The 22,120-nt window shown below is 61.1% G+C and carries 29 protein-coding genes and 1 tRNA gene; 13 read left to right on the plus strand and 17 right to left on the minus strand.

Going from position 1 to position 22,120, the window contains the following annotated elements; genetic code table 11:
* Window positions 1-79 precede the first annotated feature (79 nt).
* The 3 genes from H9L12_RS08265 to H9L12_RS08275 all read left to right on the plus strand — a co-directional run bounded on the left by H9L12_RS08265 (window position 80) and on the right by H9L12_RS08275 (window position 3,048).
* The gene (locus tag H9L12_RS08265; RefSeq protein ID WP_187541330.1) at window positions 80-682 is read left to right on the plus strand and encodes a hypothetical protein; all 603 of its coding nucleotides are present in this window, start codon (window positions 80-82) and stop codon (window positions 680-682) included.
* Between the two features lie 73 nt (window positions 683-755).
* Window positions 756-1,913: an acyl-CoA dehydrogenase family protein gene (locus H9L12_RS08270; RefSeq protein WP_187541331.1), complete on the plus strand. Its 1,158-nt coding sequence runs from the start codon at window positions 756-758 to the stop codon at window positions 1,911-1,913.
* Between the two features lie 7 nt (window positions 1,914-1,920).
* Window positions 1,921-3,048 (plus strand): acyl-CoA dehydrogenase family protein, encoded by a 1,128-nt coding sequence (locus tag H9L12_RS08275; RefSeq protein WP_187543229.1) that lies wholly within the window; start codon window positions 1,921-1,923, stop codon window positions 3,046-3,048.
* On the opposite strand, the gene H9L12_RS14165 is transcribed toward H9L12_RS08275, so the two are convergent.
* Window positions 3,045-3,185 (minus strand): hypothetical protein, encoded by a 141-nt coding sequence (locus H9L12_RS14165; protein WP_343060325.1) that lies wholly within the window; start codon window positions 3,183-3,185, stop codon window positions 3,045-3,047. The genes H9L12_RS08275 and H9L12_RS14165 overlap by 4 nt on opposite strands.
* Before the next feature lie 269 nt (window positions 3,186-3,454).
* Window positions 3,455-3,652, minus strand: a complete 198-nt coding sequence (locus H9L12_RS08285; RefSeq protein ID WP_187543308.1) for a hypothetical protein — start codon at window positions 3,650-3,652, stop codon at window positions 3,455-3,457.
* A gap of 95 nt (window positions 3,653-3,747) precedes the next feature.
* Here H9L12_RS08285 and purS point away from each other — a divergent pair, with 95 nt between their 5' ends.
* From purS to H9L12_RS08305, 4 genes are all read left to right on the plus strand, one after another.
* Complete coding sequence (purS, locus tag H9L12_RS08290) at window positions 3,748-4,002, plus strand: phosphoribosylformylglycinamidine synthase subunit PurS (protein ID WP_187541332.1); 255 nt, start codon at window positions 3,748-3,750, stop codon at window positions 4,000-4,002.
* Complete coding sequence (gene purQ / locus H9L12_RS08295) at window positions 4,002-4,712, plus strand: phosphoribosylformylglycinamidine synthase subunit PurQ (protein ID WP_246450303.1); 711 nt, start codon at window positions 4,002-4,004, stop codon at window positions 4,710-4,712. The genes purS and purQ overlap by 1 nt, the downstream gene beginning before the upstream one ends.
* Before the next feature lie 65 nt (window positions 4,713-4,777).
* Window positions 4,778-4,854, plus strand: a tRNA-Arg gene (locus tag H9L12_RS08300).
* Between the two features lie 67 nt (window positions 4,855-4,921).
* Window positions 4,922-5,965 carry a hypothetical protein gene (locus tag H9L12_RS08305; RefSeq protein WP_187541333.1) on the plus strand — a complete coding sequence of 348 codons (1,044 nt, stop codon included), beginning with the start codon at window positions 4,922-4,924 and terminating at the stop codon, window positions 5,963-5,965.
* 264 nt (window positions 5,966-6,229) lie between these two features.
* Here the strand turns inward: H9L12_RS08305 and H9L12_RS08310 are convergent, their stop codons facing one another.
* From H9L12_RS08310 to H9L12_RS08325, 5 genes are all read right to left on the minus strand, one after another.
* Entirely contained in the window at window positions 6,230-6,427 is a 198-nt protein-coding gene (locus H9L12_RS08310) for a hypothetical protein (protein ID WP_187541334.1), read from the minus strand.
* 203 nt (window positions 6,428-6,630) lie between these two features.
* The gene (locus H9L12_RS08315) at window positions 6,631-7,158 is read right to left on the minus strand and encodes a hypothetical protein (RefSeq protein ID WP_187541335.1); all 528 of its coding nucleotides are present in this window, start codon (window positions 7,156-7,158) and stop codon (window positions 6,631-6,633) included.
* Entirely contained in the window at window positions 7,155-7,598 is a 444-nt protein-coding gene (locus H9L12_RS14460) for a thermonuclease family protein (protein WP_246450304.1), read from the minus strand. The genes H9L12_RS08315 and H9L12_RS14460 overlap by 4 nt, the downstream gene beginning before the upstream one ends.
* On the minus strand, window positions 7,598-8,050 hold the full coding sequence (locus H9L12_RS08320) for a hypothetical protein (protein WP_187541336.1): 453 nt from the start codon (window positions 8,048-8,050) through the stop codon (window positions 7,598-7,600). The genes H9L12_RS14460 and H9L12_RS08320 overlap by 1 nt, the downstream gene beginning before the upstream one ends.
* A complete protein-coding gene (locus tag H9L12_RS08325) occupies window positions 8,047-8,382 on the minus strand; it encodes an excalibur calcium-binding domain-containing protein (protein ID WP_187541337.1) in 336 nt (111 codons plus the stop codon). Before H9L12_RS08325 ends, H9L12_RS08320 begins: the two co-directional genes overlap by 4 nt.
* Before the next feature lie 153 nt (window positions 8,383-8,535).
* On the opposite strand from H9L12_RS08325, the gene H9L12_RS08330 reads away from it, so the two are divergent.
* Together H9L12_RS08330 and H9L12_RS08335 are read left to right on the plus strand one after the other, a co-directional pair.
* On the plus strand, window positions 8,536-8,820 hold the full coding sequence (locus H9L12_RS08330; protein ID WP_187541338.1) for a hypothetical protein: 285 nt from the start codon (window positions 8,536-8,538) through the stop codon (window positions 8,818-8,820).
* 95 nt (window positions 8,821-8,915) lie between these two features.
* Complete coding sequence (locus H9L12_RS08335) at window positions 8,916-9,530, plus strand: PEPxxWA-CTERM sorting domain-containing protein (RefSeq protein WP_187541339.1); 615 nt, start codon at window positions 8,916-8,918, stop codon at window positions 9,528-9,530.
* 239 nt (window positions 9,531-9,769) lie between these two features.
* Here H9L12_RS08335 and H9L12_RS08340 read toward each other — a convergent pair whose 3' ends face one another.
* The 6 genes from H9L12_RS08340 to H9L12_RS08365 form a co-directional block, all read right to left on the minus strand.
* Window positions 9,770-10,429: a hypothetical protein gene (locus H9L12_RS08340; RefSeq protein WP_187541340.1), complete on the minus strand. Its 660-nt coding sequence runs from the start codon at window positions 10,427-10,429 to the stop codon at window positions 9,770-9,772.
* Between the two features lie 113 nt (window positions 10,430-10,542).
* Window positions 10,543-11,490, minus strand: coding sequence for an LAPAL motif-containing putative phage structural protein (locus tag H9L12_RS08345; RefSeq protein WP_187541341.1), 948 nt, complete (start codon window positions 11,488-11,490; stop codon window positions 10,543-10,545).
* Between the two features lie 66 nt (window positions 11,491-11,556).
* Entirely contained in the window at window positions 11,557-12,123 is a 567-nt protein-coding gene (locus H9L12_RS08350) for a hypothetical protein (protein WP_187541342.1), read from the minus strand.
* Complete coding sequence (locus H9L12_RS08355; protein ID WP_187541343.1) at window positions 12,110-13,660, minus strand: terminase; 1,551 nt, start codon at window positions 13,658-13,660, stop codon at window positions 12,110-12,112. The genes H9L12_RS08350 and H9L12_RS08355 overlap by 14 nt, the downstream gene beginning before the upstream one ends.
* Complete coding sequence (locus H9L12_RS08360; protein ID WP_187541344.1) at window positions 13,657-14,088, minus strand: terminase small subunit-like protein; 432 nt, start codon at window positions 14,086-14,088, stop codon at window positions 13,657-13,659. Before H9L12_RS08360 ends, H9L12_RS08355 begins: the two co-directional genes overlap by 4 nt.
* A 378-nt stretch (window positions 14,089-14,466) precedes the next feature.
* Window positions 14,467-15,393 (minus strand): DUF3631 domain-containing protein, encoded by a 927-nt coding sequence (locus H9L12_RS08365; RefSeq protein WP_223177102.1) that lies wholly within the window; start codon window positions 15,391-15,393, stop codon window positions 14,467-14,469.
* Between the two features lie 284 nt (window positions 15,394-15,677).
* Between H9L12_RS08365 and H9L12_RS08370 the strand changes: the two genes are divergently transcribed.
* Window positions 15,678-15,836, plus strand: a complete 159-nt coding sequence (locus H9L12_RS08370) for a hypothetical protein (protein ID WP_187541346.1) — start codon at window positions 15,678-15,680, stop codon at window positions 15,834-15,836.
* Window positions 15,837-16,131: 295 nt separating this feature from the next.
* Here the strand turns inward: H9L12_RS08370 and H9L12_RS08375 are convergent, their stop codons facing one another.
* From H9L12_RS08375 to H9L12_RS08390, 4 genes are all read right to left on the minus strand, one after another.
* Window positions 16,132-16,329, minus strand: coding sequence for a helix-turn-helix transcriptional regulator (locus tag H9L12_RS08375; protein ID WP_187541347.1), 198 nt, complete (start codon window positions 16,327-16,329; stop codon window positions 16,132-16,134).
* Window positions 16,330-16,411: 82 nt separating this feature from the next.
* Window positions 16,412-17,047: a hypothetical protein gene (locus H9L12_RS08380; protein ID WP_187541348.1), complete on the minus strand. Its 636-nt coding sequence runs from the start codon at window positions 17,045-17,047 to the stop codon at window positions 16,412-16,414.
* Entirely contained in the window at window positions 17,040-18,200 is a 1,161-nt protein-coding gene (locus H9L12_RS08385; protein WP_187541349.1) for a tyrosine-type recombinase/integrase, read from the minus strand. Before H9L12_RS08385 ends, H9L12_RS08380 begins: the two co-directional genes overlap by 8 nt.
* A gap of 3 nt (window positions 18,201-18,203) precedes the next feature.
* Entirely contained in the window at window positions 18,204-18,677 is a 474-nt protein-coding gene (locus tag H9L12_RS08390; protein ID WP_187541350.1) for a hypothetical protein, read from the minus strand.
* Window positions 18,678-19,061: 384 nt separating this feature from the next.
* Here H9L12_RS08390 and H9L12_RS08395 point away from each other — a divergent pair, with 384 nt between their 5' ends.
* The 3 genes from H9L12_RS08395 to H9L12_RS08405 all read left to right on the plus strand — a co-directional run bounded on the left by H9L12_RS08395 (window position 19,062) and on the right by H9L12_RS08405 (window position 22,111).
* Window positions 19,062-20,027 (plus strand): L,D-transpeptidase family protein, encoded by a 966-nt coding sequence (locus tag H9L12_RS08395; protein WP_187541351.1) that lies wholly within the window; start codon window positions 19,062-19,064, stop codon window positions 20,025-20,027.
* A 70-nt stretch (window positions 20,028-20,097) separates the two neighbouring features.
* Complete coding sequence (locus tag H9L12_RS08400; RefSeq protein ID WP_187541352.1) at window positions 20,098-20,538, plus strand: universal stress protein; 441 nt, start codon at window positions 20,098-20,100, stop codon at window positions 20,536-20,538.
* The gene (locus H9L12_RS08405) at window positions 20,531-22,111 is read left to right on the plus strand and encodes an MBL fold metallo-hydrolase RNA specificity domain-containing protein (protein ID WP_187541353.1); all 1,581 of its coding nucleotides are present in this window, start codon (window positions 20,531-20,533) and stop codon (window positions 22,109-22,111) included. Before H9L12_RS08400 ends, H9L12_RS08405 begins: the two co-directional genes overlap by 8 nt.
* The last annotated feature ends 9 nt before the right edge of the window (window positions 22,112-22,120 follow it).

The following is a 22,120-nucleotide window of genomic DNA, read 5'->3' on the forward strand; positions in this document are numbered from 1 at the left end:
GAAACGGGCTAGGCCGCCGACGTGACGAGGGCAAGACCGGTTGCCCGGAACGTCACGGCGCATGGTGGGTTGGCGCCGGATGCGTCTCGTTCTTCCGCTTTCCGCCGCGCTTCTGACCCTCGCCTGCAACGCCGGCGACCCGCCGACCGACGGCAACATCGTCGTCGCCGACATGCCTGAGGGCGGCGGGGCGGCAAGCGCCACGAACGCCATTCCTGCCGCCCCGCCCGCGCCGGCCGGCCCGGGCCTGGCGAATGACGGACCGCCACCTCCCCATCTCGATCCGGAGGCCCCGCCGCCGGCCGCGGAGACGTCCGCCCTGGGGGCCGCCAGACGTGTCCAGGAATATTGCGATGCCCTGGCGACTCAGCGGTATGGCGACGCCTGGCGGCTATGGGCCGACGGCGGACGGGCGAGCGGGCTGAGCGAGGCCCAGTTCCGGGATCGCTATCGCGGCGTGCGTATCACCGATTGCGTGATCGGCACCCCCGGCGAAATGCAGGGTGCCGCCGGTTCGATCTACATCGAGGTCCCCAATCGTTTCCGCGGCACTGCGCGTAACGGCGGCCCTCTGTCGATCGACGGTCCGGTCGTGCTGCGCCGGGTCAACGACGTCGACGGATCGACCGCCGAACAACGCCGCTGGCACATCGCCCGGGCCGAGTTTCCGTCCGAACGCTAGGGAAAGCTGACCGGTTTGACGCTGCGTTGACCAACGCGCCTCGTCGGCCAATGGTGTGGTGAGGAGACACCCCATGACCGAGCCACTCGATAACTTCCGCTCCGAAACCCGCGACTGGCTGGAAGCGAACTGCCCGCCCGAAATGCGTACACCGATGCGCAGCGAGAAAGACGCGTGCTGGGGAGGACGGCACTTCGAATTCCAGTCGCCGGCGCAGAAACAGTGGCTTGAGGTGATGGGCGCGCGCGGCTGGACCGTGCCGGACTGGCCCAGCGACTACGGCGGCGGCGGGCTGAGCGCCCCGGAGGCCAAGATCCTTCGCGAGGAAATGGCGCGGATCGGCGCGCGGTCGCCGCTCACCAGTTTCGGCATTTCGATGCTCGGCCCGGCTTTGCTCAAATACGGCACCGAGGAGCAGAAGAAGCGCTATCTGCCGCAGATCGCGCGCGGTGAGATCCGCTGGTGCCAGGGCTATTCGGAACCCGGCGCGGGCAGCGACCTCGCCGGGCTGCAGACCAGGGCCGAAGACCGCGGCGACCACTACCTCGTCAACGGCCAGAAGGTGTGGACCAGCTACGCCGACCAGGCGGACTGGATCTTCTGCCTGGTGCGCACGTCGAGCGAATCCAAGCACGGCGGGATCAGCTTCCTGCTGTTCGACATGGAAAGCCCCGGCGTCACGACCAAGCCGATCCTGCTGATCAGCGGCTATTCGCCCTTTTGCGAGACCTTCTTCGACGATGTGAAAGTGCCCAAGGACCAACTGGTCGGCGAGGAGAACAAGGGCTGGGACGTCGCCAAATATCTTCTCGGTCACGAACGCGAGATGATCAGCGGCATGGGGCTCGGCGGCGGCAAGGCCACGCTGGGCGACAGCGTCGGGCCGATCGACGATCCGCTGCTTCGCGCCGAACTGGCGGCGTTCGATGTCGACGCGCTGGCCTTCCAGGCGATGAGCGAGAAGTTCATCGACGAATTGAAGGCCGGCCAGGCCCATCCCGCGATGCCGAGCATGATGAAATATGCCGGGACCGAGCTGAACAAGCGCCGCCACGAGCTGATCATGGCGGCCGGCGGGTCGGACGCGCTGGAGTGGGACAGCGAACGCTCGAAGGGCGGCAAGCAAGCCCGCGACTGGCTTCGCACCAAGGCCAATTCGATCGAAGGCGGCACCTCCGAAATCCAGCTTGGCATCGTCGCCAAGCACATCCTCCGCCTGCCGGGAGCCTGAGCCGATGATGATCCTGACCGACGACCAGCGCATGCTGCAGGACACGGTGCGGCCGTTCATGGCCGACGAGGGGGCGATCAAGACGCAGCTTCGCCACTGGCGCGACACCAATTGCAAGGACGGCTTCGGTCACGGCCTGTGGAAGCAGTTCGCCGAACTTGGCCTGACCGGAATTCTCGTCCCCGAAGCGCAGGGCGGCGCGGGGCTCGGCATGATCGAGGCCGGCGTCGTGCTGGAGGAGATTGGCCGCAACCTGACGCCCTCCCCGTTCCTGACGACCGCCGTCGCGGCGGTGCGCGCGCTGGAGGGATCGGCGCAGGCGGAGCGCTGGTTCCCCGGCATCGTCGCGGGTGAAACGGTGGCTGCACTGGCGATCGACGAGGGACGGAACCACGATCCCGCCCGGATCGAATGCCGCGCGGAACGGTCGGGGAATGGCTTCACGCTCAGCGGCCAGAAGCAATTCGTGGTTCACGGCGGCAGTGCCGACGTCCTGCTGATCGCGGCGCGAACCGCAGGATCGGCCGGTGAGCGCGAGGGAGTGACGCTGTTCGCGATCGGCAAGGATGCCAGCGGCCTGACGCTGGACAGTGCCGGGCTTGCGGACTCATCGAAGGCGGCGCGAATCACGCTCGACAGGGTGGCGGTCGACGCCGATGCGGTCGTCGGCGACGTCGACGGCGGATGGGCGCCGCTGTCGCGGGCGCTGAATGCAGGGCGCGCGGGCGCCGCGAGCGAATTGGTCGGCGTCGCCGCCGGTGCCGCGGAAATGACCTTCGACTATCTGAAGCAGCGCAAGCAGTTCGGCCGCCTGATCGGGGAATTCCAGGCGCTGCAGCATCGCGCCGCGCACCTGTACGGCGAAATCGAGATCGCCCGAGCCGCAGCGCTCAAGGCCGCGCAGTTGCTCGACGCCGGCGACTACCGCGCAGAGCTGATGACTTCGGTCGCCAAGGCCAAGGCGGCGCGGGTCGGCGCGCTGGCGGTGCAGGAAGGAGTGCAGATGCACGGCGGCATCGGCATGACCGACGAACATGACATCGGCCTCTACATGAAGCGCGAGGCGGTGCTGTCGGAGCTGTTCGGCGGACCCCGCTTCCACGCCGGCGAGGTGGCGCGGCTTAGCGGCTATTAGGGCCGGTCGAGGAGGAAATTGATGCGCGCGGCCGCGATCGGCTTGGCCCGGTCGCGCTGCCAGGCAATTGCCTCGACATTGGCGATGCGGTTGCCAAGCCGTTCGATGACGGCCTCGGCATAGGTTTCCCGGGCCATTCCGCCCGCATGTAATCCACCGTCACGGTGACCGGCTTCATCACGACCTGATCATCGTCGAGCGCGGCGCGGAGCGTGGTGAATGCGCTGAATTCCAGCAATCCGGCGATGGCGCCGCCGTGGAGCATGCCCGGACGGCCAACGACGTCGTCATGGAACGGCATGACGATGCGCTGACGCCCGTTGGCATCATCGGCAAATTCGATCCTGAGCAGGCTTGCGTAGGGCGACTTCATCGCCGCCGGCTTTAGCGCGCCGCGTCGGGGAGGTCAGCCCTTGCTTTTGTATCCACACACCGATCCCAGGACGAAGCTGGTGAACAGCGCCAGCTGCACCTTGCTTTCGGGATCGGACCAGCCGAAATATTGCGCGCCCCAGCCGAAGAGGCCGACGAACATCGCGGCGGCGATGGCGACCAGCATGTTGATCCCTTCCGTTCGGACGAGCCCGATTGCCCGGCGGTTCATTGTCTCCGCCAATGGTGAATCAATGGTAAAGCTTGCCCCGCGCGGGCCGCCCGTCATAGGGGCGCCATTCGCCGCCGCGGGAAGGAGACCAAGCGATGAAAGCGCGAGTATTCGTGACCTTGAAGCCCGGTGTCCTCGATCCGCAGGGCAAGGCCATTCACCATGCGCTGGAAGGGCTTGGCTTTGGCGGCGTCAACGACGTCCGTGCCGGCAAGCTGATCGAGCTCGACCTCGCCGACGGCACCAGCGACGACGAGATAGCCGAGATGTGCCGCAAGCTGCTGGCGAATACGGTCATCGAGAATTTCAAGATCGAACGGCAGGGCGCGCCCGCCGCGGCCGACGCCTGATGCGCGCCGCGGTCATCGTTTTCCCCGGATCGAACTGCGACCGCGACCTTGCCGTCGCCATCGGCCAGGCGACCGGCAAGTCACCCGCGATGGTGTGGCATCGCGAGACCGCCTTGCCCGACGGCACCGACCTGATCGCGATTCCGGGCGGCTTTTCCTACGGTGACTATCTTCGCTCCGGTGCCATGGCGGCGCGATCGCCGATCATGCAGGCGGTGGTCCAGGCGGCGGGCAAGGGCGTGCCGGTGCTCGGCATTTGCAACGGGTTCCAGGTCCTGACCGAAGCGGGCCTGCTGCCCGGCGCGCTGATGCGCAATGCCGGCCTGCATTTCGTTTGCCGGCCGGTCGGCCTGAAAGTCGAAAACAGCCAGTCGATCTTCACCAGCGCCTACCGATCTGGCGAGGACATCACGATCCCCGTCGCCCACCATGATGGCAATTACCAGGCCGACGCCGAGACCCTCGACCGCCTTGAGGGCGAAGGCCGCGTCGCCTTCCGCTATACCGAAGAGGTCAACGGTTCGGCCCGATCGATCGCGGGCCTCATCAACGACGGCGGCAATGTGCTCGGCATGATGCCGCACCCGAGCGCGCGTTCGAGCCTGCTCATGGCAACACAGACGGCAGACGCCTGTTCGAAGGCCTGCTCGAAGCAGTCGCGTAGTTTTCCGGCGCTGCGGCGCCGGGTGCGGTGTTTGTGCAAGGCCTAGCTTCGGAACAATAGGCCTCGGCGGCCTTGCGGCGCTTCGCGCCGTCGCTAAAGCCAACCGCACGCGCGCCCGTAGCTCAGCTGGATAGAGCACGTGCCTTCTAAGCATGAGGTCGCTGGTTCGAATCCAGCCGGGCGCGCCAGATTTTGGGGATTTTCTGAGTTTCCTAGTCTCTTCTAGGTATCAAGTAGGGAACTGTGGAGGCGTCCGTGTTTCGAAATCGCACTGTTTTAATTGTCGGAGCTGGGGCGAGCTTTGAGGCCGACTTTCCGATTGGAGGCGAGCTGCTCGCCCGGTTAGCGAAGTCGCTGAACATCACCTATCAATTCAATCAAGTGCAAACAGGCGATACGCGCGTTGAAAATGCGCTTCGTAGGCACTGTATAGAGGCCTTTGGCGGTGATCAGCACGCCGGCCTCGCTCTAATGAATCAGTATGCAGCAGCAGGTCGGCGCATAGCTGAAGCGGCTCGCGAGGGAATGTCGATCGATGCCATTATCGATCAACATGAGAATCCAGACATCGAACTGGTGGGCAAGGTTGGGATCGTACGAGAGATTCTAAAAGCCGAGGGATCGTCGAAGCTCAAATGTCCCAACGGACGGTATGACGAACTGAGCTTAGACTCATGCAAAGACACCTGGCTTCCACGCCTAGGGCGTCTGTTGGTTGAAGGTCGTAAAATCAGTGAGCTAGAGCAGATATTCGACAACCTCACGATCATAACATTCAATTACGACCGCAGCATCGAGCATTATCTGCCGTTTTCGCTGGTGAGCCACTACGGGATTACTCTGCAGCGGGCACGTGAACTGGTCTCCAAGCTTCGTATTTTTCACCCTTTCGGTACCGTCGGTCGCTTGCCTTGGCAGCAAGGGGAAGGAACGATCGTTCAATTCGGAGATTCTGATCAGGCCGACTTGATCGGGGTAAGTTCACAGATTCGAACTTTCACCGAGCGTTTATCCGACGAGGCCACCCTGAGCGAGATGCACAGCTCCATCAGCATAGCGGACCGTATTGTGATGCTAGGTTTTGCCTACCACCGGCCAAACTTGGCGCTGCTTGAGCCGCGGTTTCCGACGGAAGCGAAGCAAATCTTTGGCACGGTCAAAGGCATATCGGCGCAGGGTCAAAGGGCAGTGAAAGACGAGGTGGCCGGCATGCTCAAGATTGGCGAACAGTACGTCAAACTTTTTGACAGCACCTGTTCGCAGTTATTCGACGAAAACTGGCGCAGCCTCACCGCTTAGACGGGCGGCAGGATGTGCATCAACGCCGCCTTCAATCCGCACCGCCCGCACTTCAGCCGCGGCGCTAAAGCGCGAAGGCTCCCCGCCCCAGCCAACTGAGCGACCTCGTAGCCGCTAAGCGTCCTCGCCGCTCCACGGTCGGCACACTCGATCTTTAGGCCGGCGCCGAAGCGTACCAGATCAGCCGCGGTGCGAATGTGTTTAGTCGACATTCTCGCCAGCTATCGTGCGGAGAACGATTCGAGAACATGCATTTTTTTGGGGTCAGTCGAGGAGGTCGCTCGGATCCCTCGTATTCTGCTCGATTGAGTCGAGATGCATGCGAATGGAGCTGAGCTCATCCGGCAGCACGTCTAGCACCTCCATCATTTTCAAATGGTCGGCGCGCCTGTCCATGTTCGCGGCATGAATAACCCTCACAATATTGTTGCCGAAGAACCAGATCGTGGCGGCAACCAGCACCGGTCCCCAATAAGCGGGATCACTCCACATATGCCCCCCAGTTAAAACACATCCGCAATCAAACGTCAGACAGTGACGCCGCAATAGTCGATCGAGGGCAGCGATTCCTCAGCACTCGACTTCACGCAGTGTTGCCCCCTCGACGGCGAGGAATGCGTCGCTGCTCAGCTCGCTAACCGATCGCTCATCGAAACCAAGCCCACTCAGAATTGCGGCTTAGCTTCAGTGGGAGCACGTGTGCACTGACCACTGAAGTCCCCTGCTTTGCCGGAAATTGAGATCGTCCCAGTCGTCCGATCGATGTAGATCTTCGGGTTGTTGAATGCGTTGACGGCAGCGCTCGCTGTGATCGTCCTTTCGCTCGCAACAACGTTCTTGAGCTTGAACCAACCATCCTTTCCGCCGCGAATGGCAGGCAGCATCGTGCGGGGCATCCGAATGCGATCGTCACCGGCAAAAAGCCTAACATCAACTTGACTGTCGAACCCTTGCTGGCGGGACGAATAGACGTTCGAGAAGCTGTTACCGTAACCACTGACTGGTACGGTCCCAACCGACCCGGACGCGCTAGAATTGCTATTTATCGTGGTCACATTGATCTTGTTGGCGACGCCACCACCCATGCACGTCAACTCAAGTGGGACCTGGGATGAGGCTTGCAGCGCAAACGCTTCCGCCATCGCACTAACGCAAATCGTCAATGCGACCGTTGCGGCATAAAATTGCTTCATCGACTTCTCTCCCCGTTGGCCCCTCGGCATTTGTGCCCACCCCAATAGCGATCCCATTGAACAGCACCGCCCGCTCTGATGACAGCGCAAGATAGGTCCCCAACCGAGGCCGATCGGCACCAAGCCGCCGTGCGCGAGCCGCCAGCGGAGCCTTGAGATTGGCACTGCAACGGTTCACTCCGAACAACGATGTGTCCTGTGGGAAGCATCCCGCGAGGCCCACCGAGCAGCAGCACAAGCCGATCGCGAGCATCCTTCCCGCTAACTTTGGGGCAGGGCTGCTCGACCTTACAACTGTCGTCGATCTCTCGTGCCGCGACACCGGCAAGGCGGATGCGCGGTCCTTCTGCGCACCAGATCGGCCCGTCTCCATCCCAAACGGCTGTCGGCGTGCAAGTGAAGGTCGTGCCGGCCGCGACGATCGCGGGCGCGGCAAACATTATTGCCAGGAGCACGCCATTTTCCGCCAAGCTTCGCCATTAGTGCCGGGAACTATTGGATCGGATCGATAGGGTCCGCCTGTCTCGACTATTCCCCCATCCGCCGAATAGGCGATTCTTTTCTCGATCCGGAGCGTGTCGCGAGTGCAGTCAATAACGACGAGCAGCTTTGATTCTCGGTAATTCACAGACGGGTTTCGCCGATGGTAGCCTCTGACCCAAAGGCGCGGCTTGATGCTTTTTGAAGTGACGGCTCTATGAAGATCGGTCGCCAGGATGGCGTAATCATCCTTGGCTCCTACCTTGTTGCTGTTGATCCAAAGTTTCCCGTCGAGCGTGATGTCTATGCCGTGCGGAGCGCGCTCCATCGCCCACTCCAAAGGGCCGTCGATCTGTGGCTCAGTGGCGGCTTCCTGCGCCAGAGCGAGAGCCGCGAGCACCAGAACGCTCATTCGCAGCCCACCCCGTCACCGTCCCGATCGAGGCGTCGCGAATAGCCGGGCTGTCCCTCGCGCACCGGCGCCGCGCCGGCAGCACGAGCCGCTGCGCAGTTGGGGAATGCCCCGCCTGACGATGACAGTCCGTACGATCGCTTCCGACCCGATGACGATGAAAGTGCGCTCCCGCCACCGCCGCCTCGATGGCAGTGGTAGTCGCCCGTCTTGCGATTGTTATGGCAGCCCTGCGCATTAAGGCCCCCGCCATGCGCGACAGCCGGCGCGACCGGCACGCCGAAGGTGCCCACTCCGAGACATACAGCTACAACGCCCGGTAGCAGCTTCATGCCTGCCCCCCTGTTAAATTCCGAGCAACCCGATCAGAGCGACAGACGGTCGGAGAGTCAATCCAGTGCGAAGCAAACTTGGTCAGTCGTTTCAGTTAACAAAAATTTACCGTAATTGATGTGCCGCCGAGTCGCTTTCGAAGGGGTGGCGTTATGAGGAAGACTTTATCTGGCGGGCTGGTTGGCTTTGCCTTGACGGTGTTTGGGAGTGGGCCTGCTACCGCGGCGGACTACACAATAGTCGCGAATGTCACCGGCACGGAATTTACTGTGCCCTGTGATCCGCAGATCCCATCCTGTAATGCCTTCACGCCCTACTCTGCGACCGTCGAACGCTTCGTTTCCCTCGATCTGGTCACTGGCGACAATCAGTTCTTTTCAGGGACGCGCGACAACGGCGGCCTGCTCAGCGGCACCAATCAGCGGCAAGCGAAATGAAGCAGACACTGATGCTATAAAGGTCCTCAAGTCCGAGCTGCTTGTAGTTAACAAAAATTTATCGGAGATTGGACTTTCGAATCAGGGAGGTTGGCTTGCTGCAGAAATGGAAATGGAGCCTGAAAGCCCTTTTAACGGCGTTAGTCCTAGCCTCGGCGAGCGCGTCCGAAGCTTCGGATAACCTTATCGCTAACGGCGGTTTCGAGACCGGTGACTTTACCTCTTGGATTACCGCAGGCGACTCAGCATTCACGGGCGTCAACGGTTTCGCTACGCATTCCGGAGACTTCGCCGCTTATTTCTCGTCGAACAATCCCTTCACCATCAGTCAGGATTTCACGACTGACATCGGACGATCCTACACCTTCGGCTTCTGGGCTTGGAGCGTGCAGACTTCGTCGAGTGAGCGGCTGAGCTTCCTGATCAACGGGGACGCAATTATAACTCTTCTGCCGTGGCCGAACCGCCCTTTCACATATTTTGAGTACACTTGGACCGCCATCTCCGAAGTGACTCAAATCGGTTTCACCAGTTCGCGCGGGACGTACCGTCTAGATGACATCACAGTTCTAGCTGCGCCGCCGCTGCCCGCTCCGGAACCCGGCACTTGGGCAATGATGCTTTTGGGCTTTGGAGCGATCGGTGCGGGTCTGCGTCGCCGTCGTCAGTTGGACCCGGCTCTTTCAAGGGCTAGAGTACTGCCGCGGTAGCTTTGAGAAATGTCCTGATCCGACGCCTCAACGGCATCTCCGCTTCCCTCTGCCCAAGATGGTTCGCTAACCGGACCATCTGGTTCCATTCCTCTAGCGGCAGTGCGTAACTCGATGACGGCGACAGTTCTGCTGTCTGCGCCGGCATTGCCTCATCGAAGGCGGGAAACTTTGGTTCAGGTACCGGCATTCCGACACGCTGCATCGGATCGCCTGTGGCGGCAAGGCGAATGAAAGGCTCAGTCGTCCCCAAACAAGCGCTGAAAGTGGACGACCAGCGATGACCGCCAGCGTTCGACAAAGCTCGTCGCGTCCTGCCCTCCGCCAGCAAATTTCGCATCAGACTTGATCACGCCCATATCACCGAGACCCGCTGCGTAGAGCGCCGACTGGATAAGCGGCACTTCCTGTCTGGTGCTGCGAACAGTCTGGCAGAAATGAGCGTAGGCCTCGCGACCGCGTGACGGGTCGTCAGCAAACGCAGAGCGATGATCGGAGAGGTGCTCAACCGCTCTGTCGATCGCCGCGTTCCGAGCATCAACAATCGGCTTAATCGCGGCGATGTGCTCCATCAGCTTCAGGAAGTGCTCTCCAGCTTCGTCTATGTCGGCCTTTGCCAGCGCAGCGGACGCAGCTTGGGCGACGCTGATATCGGTGACGGCATTCGCCTCATTCTGCTTCACCTGAGCCGACCAGGCGGATTCCAAATCTTCGCGCTGTTTCTTCACCGATGCCAAGGCTCCGGCAATCATGTCTGCTTGGGATTGATCGATCTCGCCGGCGCGGAGTTTTAGCTGAACCTCTGCGTGACTCTCCTCCCCTTGCTGAATGGCGAAGTTGAAGAACTGCATTTGCGAGACGTAGCTCGCCTCAGTGAGGATTTGACGATGTGCGTTCATGGTCGTGCTCCTTCGGTTAGGCCGGGAGCACGTCCGAAGGGGCACGTTGATCCCAACGCACTCCCGACCTGGGCACAGGCTTGGAGTGACGAAGAAGATTATTGAATCGCGGGTTAGCTCAGCCGTTCCTCTCCGCGCTCGTCCGGATCAAAGAGCTCGTCCTGCCGATATTGATTCTCGAGCACCTCGACTATTTCCTCTACGACAAACGCTTCGGAAATCAGTTCGTTGTCATAACCGTAACGAACCTCCTGGGTAACCGTGCATCGAAGTGCATCACCCGGCCGAACGTCTACCTGCCTAGCTTGGAATTTCTTCAGCCACTTCTCATCGGTAATTTTCGCGCGGATGGTTCGCTTGCCATGGCGGAACTCCCACTGCGCCGAGCCTAGATAATCGGGGCGCCGGACAGCTAGGATCATCGGAGCGGGAGGAACGAGGATCGTTTCTCTGACAGCCAACGAGGCTAGGTCCAATCCTTCCCAATCCATTGAAAGATCGAAATTCTCGTCACCAGATTTTGAAATGAATGCGGCTTTGTCGGTCGGGGCGAGCCTTGCCAACGCCTTCGATACGTCCGTTGCGCTACTAAGTATGTCGGCGGCGCTGGGCACTCCGTAGGACGGAATAAATTTCACGTCCGTTTGCTTCGCCAGCGCCAGGAACTCATTCCGTAGGTCAGCCAGCGAGCCGGGACGAGAACGCTCCTCGCTGTCGTTTACCCAGCGAACAAAAGCGTACTTCGCCGCGACTAGATATTTGCCGACTAGCGGCTTCCAATCGAGCGAGTATAGAGCTTGGTCCTCGGTTTGCAGAAGCTTGTCACGCAACCAGACCTTAAGGGATCCGGCTTCGATGTCTTCGAGAACCATGACTGGTTCAATCGATGCGTCGATTGAGTGCGCTAAAACCTTATCGAGCTTCTCGAAGGCTGAAATAAGGCCCTCGACGGCTTGAAATATCCGTTGCGGATGCTCCGCCGAACGGTCGAAATCGACATATATCGCAAAGTCAGCGTCAGGGGCCGAAGGCTCGCTTGTTGAGAGGCTAACCGTGGCCATCAGCCATGACTAGCGAACGCGTCACCGACTTTGAATCGAAAATTTGTGACCTTCGCATTTGTCGGGTCATTGGCGCAGCTTCGCACCCAGACGACGGAACGTCCGGATCATCTCCGGATGATTGCCGAGGCCACTTTCATCCAGAAACTCCCGAAACGCCGAGCCCTTCGTCGCGCCAGCCGCATTCAGCGCAGCATCAGCCAGACGCGTCGTCTCGTTCCAATTCGCGCGACCCAACTCGGCGTCGGCTTTGGCGGTTTTAACCCAGTCGGCCCTGATCTGCGCAAAGGCCTCGTTCTGCCCCTTCAGGATGCGCTCGTGGTACTTCGCCGCGAGGGGCATCAGCCGGTTCGCGCCATCGTTCGACAATTTCAGTTCCCGAAAGACCGGCTCGGCGTCTGCTATCATGGCGCGATCGAGGACAAAGCCTTCCGGCGCCTGAAGCGAATATCCGAAGTCAGGCGCGCCGTGCGGGTTGATGGACGCGGTCTCCTCCTTCGGCATATCGTCCTTGTACAGAACCTCCTCGCGCGGCTTGGCTTCCTCCATCGGCGCAGCCACGGCTTCCGTCTTGGGTACGTCGTCGGGGTAGAGCGTCGCCAGGCGCGTGTCGGATTGATCAGTGTCGGTCATAGCGATCCTCCCCGGAATATCGGTTGTATTGGTCAAGCTCGGCGTAGCGGTCGTATTCCCGCTCCTGCGCGGGCATGAGGTAAGTCGGGAGGGCGCGGGCTTCGACGTGCTCGGCAAAGGTCAGCGCCAAGGCATCCGAATAGTCCGATGACGGCAGGCCGCGGGCGCGAAGGTGTTCCTTCCGCTCAAGCTGGATCGCGTTGTCGGCGTTGTAGCCATATTCCAGCGCGGTAAGGTCGTCGGACAGTCGGGTGATGTTTGGCAGGCATCCCCGCTCCAGCCAGGCGCGAAGGTTGGTGTACATCTCGGCTCGCTTGTTGGCGACGCGGACGCGGTTCACGCCATCCCAGTTCGCCTCGCGGCCCTTGGCGCCGAAGTTGATCTCAAAGATCGGTACGCTCTCGCCGAGAAGCTGTCTGAGGCGATCGATCACGCCGCCGGCGTTCGGACCGCCAGCATCGACCATGATTGCATCCGGAGAGTAGCGGGCAGCCTCCGCCGCGATGTCGCCGGCAATTTCCATCGAGTTGGCGCCGTTCCAGACCTTCCACCGTCTAGATCGGGCATCCCTGCCCTGCCTGATTGCCAGGACCGAACTGTCATCGCCGAAACGGGCATGGTCGACCCCGAAGATGATCGGGTCGTTGGGAAGGATGGCGCTATCGCGTGAAGGCCGCTCCATCGCCGCCGAAACAGTTTCCGACGCGATGAACTGCATCGATGATGCCGACGGAAACAAGCCGCGGACCCGGACTTTCACGAAGTCGCTGTCCTCTCCGTACGTATCTACCAGTTCCTGGAGGTGCTGCTTGTTCGTGCCCTCCACAGTCCGGCTGTCGATGTGGCGGGTCTTCCAGAGATGCCTGTGCTTACTGAAGGCCTCTCTGAAACGACCCGTGTTGCGGCTCGGATTCCCGAAGGCGATCCAGATGATCTCGGTCTGTTCGTCGGTCAGCGCCCCCTCAGTCACCTCCCAGATGCGGTCGTGGATGTTGGACGCTTCGTCGTAGAAAATGACGATGCGGCGGCCCTGATTGTGCAAGCCGGCGAAAGCCTCCGGCGAATGGATCGACCAAGGGATGAGATCAGCTCTCCAGCTTCGCTCGTGCCCCTTCTGCGTCGACGTGATCGAAGTGACGGACTGCCGAAACCAGCTCTTGGTGATCGAGAGATTGTGCCACTTGGCCAGCTCTGGCGACGTTTTGGTCTGAAGCTGTCCATCCGTGTTCGCGGTGATGACGATGCGAGTATCGGGGCAAGTGTCCAGCGCCCATTTGCAGAGCATGCCGATAGCGGCGGACTTGCCGGGGCCGTGACCGGACGCGACGGCGATGCGGAGCGGTGTGAAGCGCGTTTCAGGGTTGCTCAGGTGATCCCCGATCTCGCGCATGACTTCGATCTGCCAACGACGGGGGCCTTCAATGCCCTGAAGCGCTCCCTCGCCCCACGGGAAGGCGTACAGCGCATAGCGGTAGGGATTGGCCGCAAACCCCGCGATGTCCTCTGCAAGGCGTCTCTGAGCGCCACCAGCCGTCATCGCGAGGCATCCGGCAGTGCTGGCTGGTCTTGGCCTTCCAGCGCGCGTTGACGGCGCTTGTCGATGACCGCGGCCAGGTCGAAGGTGTGATCGACCGTCATGTCTATGCGGTCTCCGTATTTCGATGGCGCCTGCTTGCTCGCTCGCCACTGAAGGTTGCTGAGTTGGACCTTGGCCGCGGCGGCACTGTCACGATCGATCGCCGTCTTTGCGATGCGATCCATCTCCGCATCGAACCACTCGCCTTGGGCATTGCGAGCGTGGGTGTAGGCCGCAGCTAGCTTCTCGTCCCTGGCTACCCAATCGAGGAAAGTACGGACTGCCGGCATCCCTTCCGAGCGGCAGATTGCGGCCAGCGGTTCGCCAGCTTCCAGGCGCTCGAAGATGTTTTCCGCGACTTCGGTAGAGTACGTTGAGGGACGTGCCATGAGGACACGTTAAGAGGCTCACCACATGCTTGAATCGCGAAGCGCTCAGAGGCCGATTTTTGAGCGACAAGCTAGTTAGGCTTGTGGTTTGTGAGGGAACAAACCTTGCTAGGTAACGCATAGGTAACTGACGGCCAATTCTCGCGCGTAATTGTTTGAACGGAATACGTCGATTGCCGTTCAGCGAAGATGGCAGATTCCCTTGCGACGAGAGTTGCTTTGCTCCGCGTGATGGTTCGTTAGAGCGAGATGCAGGCGCGAATGAGCCTCGATCGTGAGGTTCGAGACGCCCATTATGACGAGGCCACGCTGCACAGGGGCGAGATCGCGATGCTCCAGCGCCCTCGCGTGCGCGCGCCCGATCACTGCGGAAATGGGTCATCCCTTGGCCTCCAAGTAGGCGTTTGTTGCGGATGTTGCGGATGTTGCGGTTCTCAGACGAGACGCTGGGGAAGCGTCCACAGTTGCCCCCGAACTCGCCTCGTATCCAACGTATCCTAAGGATTGGGGTAGATACCGTGACCAAGCATCAGCAAAGTCCGATCGAGCGTAGCCCTTGGGTGTCGATCCGCTCAAACGAATGGTCGTTGGCCTGATCTCGTAGTCCCGGAGTCGCTTTGCGAGACCTCGGTCATCCAGTGGCTTTCCGCGAATGTCACCCCATGGAGACTCTTCAATGGCATGGAGGCCTTCGAGAATGTCCTTCGTGCGAAGAAGGGAGGGTCGATCGCCGACAACATCGGGCCTATCGAAGATGGTGCGGATGTCCAGGAGCAGCCTTACTCCCTGGCTAGGAGTGCTCTCCTTAGATGCCGCAACGAGCGCAACAGCCGCCGCACGAGCGGCGTTGGGCCAATCTCCGCCAGCCAAGTCCGCAACGGCTAACAGCGGCTCCCAGACGTCAGCATCGCGGTCCTGAATCGCGGCAGGAATCTCAGGCCACATCGCACTTGCGTCAGACCTGACGATATTGGCCCAACTCTCAATCGCCTCCTTGAGACGCGTTCCCTCTGGCTCGTGTAGACGCCTCCGAAAAGGCTCCACGCGCTCGCTCGGCGCCCGACGCCGCATTCGAACAATTACGGAGCGGGTCAGAATTGTGTCGGGAAGATTTCCAAGACCGGCCATCGCCAGCGGACAAAATGCCGGTATCTCCTCCGTCTCGATTTGCTTCCCTTTAACAACACAGCGACCGGCCTTCGCGCCACGACGGTGGCCAGCGTTGAGCAGGCCGCGAATTTCTTCGTTGTCCTTGGCCTTTGGTCCAAAGACGGTGTCGATCTCGTCAAAGAGAATGGTCGGCATGCCCTCTAGAGCTCCCACCTTCCGAAACAGGTACGCCGGAGTGACGTTCACTGCCTCAACGGGCCGAGGGACGAGCAATTCGGTGACCTCAAGAGCGCGCGTTTTCCCACTCCCTGGCTCCGGAGAAAGGAATGCAATCCGTGGTGTCGATTCCCAAGCTTCCATCAGATGGCAGTGAATAATCCACAGTGTGTGCGCGACCTTAGTTTCGGCTGAAGGATACGCTACGAACCTGCCCAAGAAGCCGGAAACCTGATCAAGTAGCTGCGCTGGAGAGTGTGTCATTGACCCGCCTCCTCGCGCTCGAAGCAATCAGCGGCGACAAAGATGCGAACTATCGCGTTCGCAATGTCTCGGAGTTGATCGGCCTGCGCATTTGCGAAGCACCACCGGTTAGCCGCCTCATTGGCGAACCAAAAGAGCTCGCGCGCAGCTTCCGATGACGCTCTGATTGCCCTAGCGGCGGCTTTGTCGCGACCTCGACAGAGGCGGCGTCGCAGATGCTTTAGTTCTCCACTCTCCCAAGGTCGGAAGAGCTCTACAGGGTCTGCAAGGCGGCTGAGGGGCGCGTTCATGGCCGTGCCTCGATCCATACGCCGCCGCAATTGCACCGCGGGCGCCGAAGCGAGCGGATTGAACGGCGATTCCTGATGCTGTAGAAGATGCTGGTCTGTTGCTGGCTAGCGATCAGATTGAGGGAGTCCTGCCAGGGGCTCCCTTTTCGATTGAGCCGGCCGCTCATGCCGCGGCTCGCTCAGCTATGCGTTCAGAAATCCAAGCGTCGATTTCTTCTGCAGGCCATGCGATCGCGCGGGCATTTGGCCCGAGCTTCACTGGCTTTGGAAAGGTGCCCGCCGAGATCGCCGCGTAAAGTCCGCTACGGCTCAAGCCCGTGCGTTGAAGTGCTTCAGGAAGTCGAAGAAGTTGCATTGCCATTGCTCCACTGAGTCCAATGGCATCTTGAGGTACTCACATTTTTGCGAGTTTGAATCGCGATCACGGTTGGTCGCAACCAAAATTAGATTAGCTGGGCGCTGCCCGCTGCCATCTTCCGAATTTCAACCTGACACTCGGCTTCGGTCATCGATCGTCCAGCGATCGTCGCTTCGCGCAAATCGATGCTATCCTCGGCCTCGGCATCGCAATCATCGAACCATTTTCGTACCTGCTGCCAGGTCACTTTCGGACGTTGGGCGCGCTCCGGAGATTCGTTGAATAATTGCGCGACCCGCTTGCTTGCCGCTTTGGTGTCCATGTCGAAATGGGGCCGAAGAAGAGCGACCGCCTTTGCGACAAGGAACCGTCCGATCCGCTCCCACTCATTCAGTTTCACGCCCGAACGCGACTTCACGCCCTCAAAGGTCAATGGGCTTCTGCGCCCGCCCGAAAGTGCGCTTTGGACGGCAAGCAAGCAATGACGCGCGAAGTGCAATTGCTGTGAGGTGAGAGGGAGCCGATTGAGCGCGACCATCAACCAGAACAGCGTCTCCTCCCCGGTGTCGATGATGGCGTGATTACGCGCGGCTCCAGTACTTAGCAGACTTTCATACAGTTGATTGGTGTCGCCCAATCCTCGCGCGAGCCTTTCATCAAATTCTGCCAAGGTCATAGTCAGATCAATTGGCACCTGCTCGAAGATGTCTTCCTCAGCCACGGATCGAAACAACCGTACTGCCCGATGCTCCGTCAATTGCGCGGGCAAGGTCAGCCGCCCACCGATCAAGCGCGCTGCGCTTCTCTGGTGCGTAGCTGTGGAGTGCGTAGACCTTTGCTGTGACGCCCTTCACCGCATGATTGAGGATGCGACCGACGACTTCTTCTGACACGCCAAGGCGGACCATATGCGTGGCCGCAGTCCTGCGAAGATCGTGCAGCGTCCAAGGCTTCAATACCGCACCCGATGCCTTCAAAAACTTGTCGAGCCGAGCCTTACCTTTGGCAAAGCCGCTGATGTGGGTCTCGCCATCCGACGTGAACACAAACGGGCCGATCCGCGGGACGGCCTTCAGGATTTCAACGACGGGCCGCGAGAGTGGCACAAGCGTCGCCCGATCGCCTTTCGTGTCCTCAGCGGTAAGCGTCCACGTCCCTGCATCCAGGTCGACCGCATCCCATCGCATCGCCGCAACTTCCGTCCGGCGCTGCGCGGTCAGTTGAAGCACACGAACGTATGGGCCGAACGGATAACCCATGTGTTCGGCAGCTTCCCACACCGCTTTGCTCTCGTTCATATCGAGAACGCGGTCACGCGGCGTTTCGGACTTCGGCTTCTCGATACCCTCGATTGGCGACGCTTCGATCCAGTCGCGCGAAAGGGCGAAGCGAAAGATCGTCTTCACTTGCGAGAGCACCCGATTGGGAAGCACGTCCCCTTCGATACCCTCGATCAGTTCGCGAACGTCAGACCGTTTGATGCTCTGAATTTTGCGCTCTCCCCAAGTCGGCAGCACGTGCATCTCCAGGCGGCGCTCTTGGAGCTTCCAGCTATCATTCTTTGGCTTGGCGACCTTCTCGATCCAAGTCTCCGCCACGGCGCCGAAGGTGCGGTCCAGCGCGTCGGTCGTGCCGTCGCTCGCCAAGGCTTCCAGAATGCGCTCAGCGGCCTTCCTGGCGGCTGCCAAGCCCATCGGCGGATAAGTGCCGACCTTCTTGTTCAACACCTTCGGACCAACACGGCGTCGTACGATCCACGTCTTCTTGCCCGAAGAGCCGATGCGAAGCCGCAGCCCTGTCACCTTGTGATCGGGATGCTCGGCTTGGCCGGCGACTGGCGGCTTCAGCGCCGCGATCTTCGCATCGGTCAGCATGGCTCAAGCCGCTTTCGCAACATGGCCGGTCCGCAACCGGCGACGCTCTGACACAATGCATTCGGACCTGTGGAAAATGCCCACGTTTTCGTTGTGATCGACTTCGTCACACATGAAATCAAACAGCGTGTCCGAGGCGATCGAGACCGCCTTAACCTCCTCGGCTGTCATCTCGCTATTCGGATCGGTGATGCAGTTGATGTGAAACTGTAGGATCAGGGCATCCACCCAAGTGGTAGGCACTTGATGTAGGATCGCCAGCCGGAGCGCATCGGTTTCGCCGCTGTTCTGGAGCATAGCGTCGCGATATCGAAACTGAAGAAGTCGCTCGCTTTCGTTCTTATCCGAGAGTGCGGTGGAAGCCTCGTCGACCCGATTATACTCTTCCCAGGCGCGCTCGTATCGCTCGTGCATTGCTTCGATCAGCGACTGATAGTTGGCCGCTTTAGGTTCATTGGATAGATTGGGAGTAGCCATTGATCGTCTCCTAAGGACGGTTTTGGTCAGGGGCGGCCCAGCGGTACCAGCGCTGTGTCGTCCCGCCTGTTACCTACTGAGTAGCCTGACATGTGGCCGCTGATATGACCCCGTGTCTGGTTACCTAGCTGGCGAGCAGGTAACGATTTAGGTAACAAAACTCAAAACACTACGCAACCCCCTCGGACTTATCTGGACGGTTTACAGAGGGGAGATGGACAGACTTGGACGTTGGCGCACACTAGCTGGCAAGGCTTCTAAGCATGAGGTCGCTGGTTCGAATCCAGCCGGGCGCGCCATTCCCGTTCAACGAGGCGGGCACGAACCCACGACTAGGTGACTTTCCCGATATGACCGCGGCCGTTGCCGGGTGAAGGTCGCGGGATGAAAAGCCTAACCGCCCTGCTGCTGGCCATCCTGCTTGGCGCCAGCGCTCCTGCACCGGTCGAGCTTGGAGGTCGGTCGGTTCTCGAGGCGGCTTCAAGCCTGAAAACCGGGGACTTCATCTGGGCGCCGGAATTGGCGCCACAAGGCCCGGCCCTGCTGGTCGTCAACGTCGATACGCAACGCGCCGTCCTGTTCCGCAATGGAGTTCCGATCGCAGCGACGACCCTTTCGACCGGGCGACCGGGGTACGACACCCCGACCGGCGTCTTCACCATCCTCCAGAAGCATGTGGAGCATTACTCCAACAAATATGACAATGCGCCGATGCCCTTCATGCAGCGGCTGACGTGGACGGGCGTCGCGCTGCACGCCGGCCATCTGCCCGGCTACCCGGCGTCGCACGGCTGCATCCGCCTGCCGAAAGAATTTGCACGCCTGCTCTACGGCGTGACGAAGCTGGGGATGACGGTGGTGATCACCCAGCTCCCGACGGCATTGAAGGCGACGGACGAGATCCCCCTGGCTGCCAAGCCGATCGCGGACGCGAATATCGCTTCGGCGCCCTTTCGATGGAACCCCGGGCTAGCCCCGACGGGCATGACTTCCGTCATTGTCAGCGTGGCGGACCAGCGCGCGATCGTGCTGCGCGGCGGGACGATCATCGGTTCTGCCCCGGTCCGCGTCACCGGACCGGTCGATGGGGCCTGGGCATACCTGCTCCATCGCTCGGACAAGGACGGCCGCCATTGGCTGAAGCTGAAATTCGACGGCGACTCATCGACCGGGATGGAAGTCGCGCCAAGAGAGGCCGCCCGCTTCCAACTTCCGGATGGCTTTCGCGAGGCGGTGATCCCCGTTCTTCGTCCGGGGAGCATGATCGTCGTCACCCCCGCGCCGCTGCGATTTGGAAACATCGGAGCCCCGGCTGTGGTAATCGAGGACGAACCCCCGACATCGGATTAGGGGGAAATGCGGACAGACAGGGCGGTCCGTGTCGGCCACCCTACATCCCGCCATGGCTCGGGAGAGGCGAATGTACCGAAGTATCCTGATTCCGATCGATCTCGACGAGCCGGATAGCTGGAAGACGGTCTTTGCGACGGCATCGTCGATCGCCGACTGCTTCTCGGCCAAGGTGACGATCTGCTCGGTGGTGTCCGACGCCGAAGCGATCCGTCATGGTCAATGGCTGCCCATCAGCGTCGAAGAGCGCATGTTCGATGCGCGTGCGCGACTGGAAGGCATTGCTGCATCCGGCGCCCTTCCAGGCTGCCATGTCGAAGTCGCGTCCGGTACGATTGCCGGCGGAATCCTGCGTATTGCCGAGCGTGTGCGGGCCGACCTCGTCATCCTGGCGTCGCACCAGCCCGGGGTTGGCGATTATCTCAGGGCGGCCAATGCCATTCGCGTTGCGAGGCGGGCACCATGCTCGGTGCTCATCGCCAGAAGCACGGGGCCAGAGCGTCATGCCTAACCCGTCCGTCACCATCTATGGGGCCGCCCAGACAGTCACCGGCTCCTGCTTCGAGATTGCAGCCGGGCGGCGAAGGTTGCTGGTCGACTGCGGGTTGTTTCAGGGCTCGCGCTCGCTGGAGGCGCTCAACCGGGAACCGTTCCAGTTCGAACCCGGGCAGTTGAGCGGCGTGCTGCTCACCCATGCCCACCTCGATCATAGCGGCTTGCTTCCGAGGCTGGTCGCCGAAGGATTCCACGGCACCATCTGGTGCACGAAGCCAACGCTCGACCTGCTGGCCGTGATGCTGCCCGATGCGGCGAAGATCGAACAACAGGAAACGGAGCGTCGCAATCGCCGGGCAGACCGGGCCGGCGAGCGGCCGTTCGAGCCGCTCTACACGCTCCGCCATGTCGAACGGCTCCTGGACCTCGTACGAACGATTGAAATCGAGCAGTCGTTCGAGCCCGCGCCGGGCGTGACCGCCCGATTGTGGAATGCCGGACACATATTGGGGGCTGCGTCGATCGAGGTGACCGTCGACGGCGTGGACCTTCTGTTTTCCGGCGACCTCGGCCCGGAGCACAAGAGCTTCCACCTCGACCCGACGGGCCCGCGCGGGATCGATCACCTTTTCTGTGAATGCACTTACGGAGACCGTGAGCGAGACGTCCTGACGTTCGAAGACCGGCGCGCTCTGCTCAATGCCGAGGTCAAGAAGGCGCTGGCCAAGGGTGGCAACCTCGTCATTCCGGTCTTCGCCCTGGAACGGACCCAGGAACTGCTCCTCGACCTCGCGACCCTGATGAACCGCGGCGAGCTGGCACGAACGCCGGTGTTCATCGATTCACCGCTGGCCAGCCGTGCGACAGCCGTGTTCCAGAAGCATCGCGACGAGCTTGAGGACGTCGGGGACGCCGATGTCTTCCGACACCCGTCGTTCCATTTCGTGGAAACGGTGGAAGCGTCGATGCGCCTCAAGTCCATGTCGGGTGCCATTATCCTGGCGGCATCGGGCATGTGCGAAGGAGGCCGAATCCGCTACCACCTGATGGATAACCTGCCCCGCAGCGATTCCACCGTGCTGTTCGTCGGTTTCCAGGCGCAGGGAACCCTTGGCCGGGCGATCCTCGAAGGTGCACGGCGAGTTCGCATATCGGGCCGGGATGCCGTCGTCCGCGCCGACATTCGCCGGATCGACAGCTATTCGGCCCACGCCGACCGGAACGAGCTGGTCGACTGGCTGGAAGCGCGCCGGCCGGTGCGCGGCAGCCTGTTCCTGGTGCACGGAGAGCCTTCCGCGACCCAAAGCTTGCACGCCGGGTTGCGCGCACGCTTCCCATCGCTCATCGAGCCGGAAATCGGTGAACGCTATGAACTGCCGGCAGGGGCACCGGCACGCCGGCTCGCCACGGGTCGCACCGACATCCGCGGCGCCCTGGGCCGCGACTGGCAGAACAAATACGCCGACTTTGCCGCCAACCTGAAACGGGACCTTCAACGGATTCCGAGCGCCGAGCAGCGGGACCGGGCCCTGGAACAGATGCGCGCCGTCCTGGAGGACTATGCGGGCGGCGAATCACCGCGGCGTTGAAGGCGCGTG

It is taken from the genome of Sphingomonas rhizophila (genome assembly GCF_014396585.1).
In the GTDB taxonomy this organism is placed as follows: Bacteria; Pseudomonadota; Alphaproteobacteria; order Sphingomonadales; family Sphingomonadaceae; genus Sphingomicrobium; species Sphingomicrobium rhizophilum.

What these genes read in the sequence shown, in the direction of transcription:
- H9L12_RS08265 (WP_187541330.1), top strand. Translation starts at nt 80, where the DNA reads ATGCGTCTCGTTCTTCCGCTTTCCGCCGCGCTTCTGACCCTCGCCTGC.
- H9L12_RS08270 (WP_187541331.1), top strand. Translation starts at nt 756, where the DNA reads ATGACCGAGCCACTCGATAACTTCCGCTCCGAAACCCGCGACTGGCTG.
- H9L12_RS08275 (WP_187543229.1), top strand. Translation starts at nt 1,921, where the DNA reads ATGATCCTGACCGACGACCAGCGCATGCTGCAGGACACGGTGCGGCCG.
- H9L12_RS14165 (WP_343060325.1), bottom strand. Translation starts at nt 3,185, where the DNA reads ATGGCCCGGGAAACCTATGCCGAGGCCGTCATCGAACGGCTTGGCAAC.
- H9L12_RS08285 (WP_187543308.1), bottom strand. Translation starts at nt 3,652, where the DNA reads ATGAACCGCCGGGCAATCGGGCTCGTCCGAACGGAAGGGATCAACATG.
- purS (WP_187541332.1), top strand. Translation starts at nt 3,748, where the DNA reads ATGAAAGCGCGAGTATTCGTGACCTTGAAGCCCGGTGTCCTCGATCCG.
- purQ (WP_246450303.1), top strand. Translation starts at nt 4,002, where the DNA reads ATGCGCGCCGCGGTCATCGTTTTCCCCGGATCGAACTGCGACCGCGAC.
- H9L12_RS08315 (WP_187541335.1), bottom strand. Translation starts at nt 7,158, where the DNA reads ATGAAGCAATTTTATGCCGCAACGGTCGCATTGACGATTTGCGTTAGT.
- H9L12_RS14460 (WP_246450304.1), bottom strand. Translation starts at nt 7,598, where the DNA reads ATGTTTGCCGCGCCCGCGATCGTCGCGGCCGGCACGACCTTCACTTGC.
- H9L12_RS08320 (WP_187541336.1), bottom strand. Translation starts at nt 8,050, where the DNA reads ATGAGCGTTCTGGTGCTCGCGGCTCTCGCTCTGGCGCAGGAAGCCGCC.
- H9L12_RS08325 (WP_187541337.1), bottom strand. Translation starts at nt 8,382, where the DNA reads ATGAAGCTGCTACCGGGCGTTGTAGCTGTATGTCTCGGAGTGGGCACC.
- H9L12_RS08330 (WP_187541338.1), top strand. Translation starts at nt 8,536, where the DNA reads ATGAGGAAGACTTTATCTGGCGGGCTGGTTGGCTTTGCCTTGACGGTG.
- H9L12_RS08340 (WP_187541340.1), bottom strand. Translation starts at nt 10,429, where the DNA reads ATGAACGCACATCGTCAAATCCTCACTGAGGCGAGCTACGTCTCGCAA.
- H9L12_RS08345 (WP_187541341.1), bottom strand. Translation starts at nt 11,490, where the DNA reads ATGGCCACGGTTAGCCTCTCAACAAGCGAGCCTTCGGCCCCTGACGCT.
- H9L12_RS08350 (WP_187541342.1), bottom strand. Translation starts at nt 12,123, where the DNA reads ATGACCGACACTGATCAATCCGACACGCGCCTGGCGACGCTCTACCCC.
- H9L12_RS08355 (WP_187541343.1), bottom strand. Translation starts at nt 13,660, where the DNA reads ATGACGGCTGGTGGCGCTCAGAGACGCCTTGCAGAGGACATCGCGGGG.
- H9L12_RS08360 (WP_187541344.1), bottom strand. Translation starts at nt 14,088, where the DNA reads ATGGCACGTCCCTCAACGTACTCTACCGAAGTCGCGGAAAACATCTTC.
- H9L12_RS08365 (WP_223177102.1), bottom strand. Translation starts at nt 15,393, where the DNA reads ATGCCGACCATTCTCTTTGACGAGATCGACACCGTCTTTGGACCAAAG.
- H9L12_RS08375 (WP_187541347.1), bottom strand. Translation starts at nt 16,329, where the DNA reads ATGGCAATGCAACTTCTTCGACTTCCTGAAGCACTTCAACGCACGGGC.
- H9L12_RS08385 (WP_187541349.1), bottom strand. Translation starts at nt 18,200, where the DNA reads ATGCTGACCGATGCGAAGATCGCGGCGCTGAAGCCGCCAGTCGCCGGC.
- H9L12_RS08390 (WP_187541350.1), bottom strand. Translation starts at nt 18,677, where the DNA reads ATGGCTACTCCCAATCTATCCAATGAACCTAAAGCGGCCAACTATCAG.
- H9L12_RS08395 (WP_187541351.1), top strand. Translation starts at nt 19,062, where the DNA reads ATGAAAAGCCTAACCGCCCTGCTGCTGGCCATCCTGCTTGGCGCCAGC.
- H9L12_RS08400 (WP_187541352.1), top strand. Translation starts at nt 20,098, where the DNA reads ATGTACCGAAGTATCCTGATTCCGATCGATCTCGACGAGCCGGATAGC.
- H9L12_RS08405 (WP_187541353.1), top strand. Translation starts at nt 20,531, where the DNA reads ATGCCTAACCCGTCCGTCACCATCTATGGGGCCGCCCAGACAGTCACC.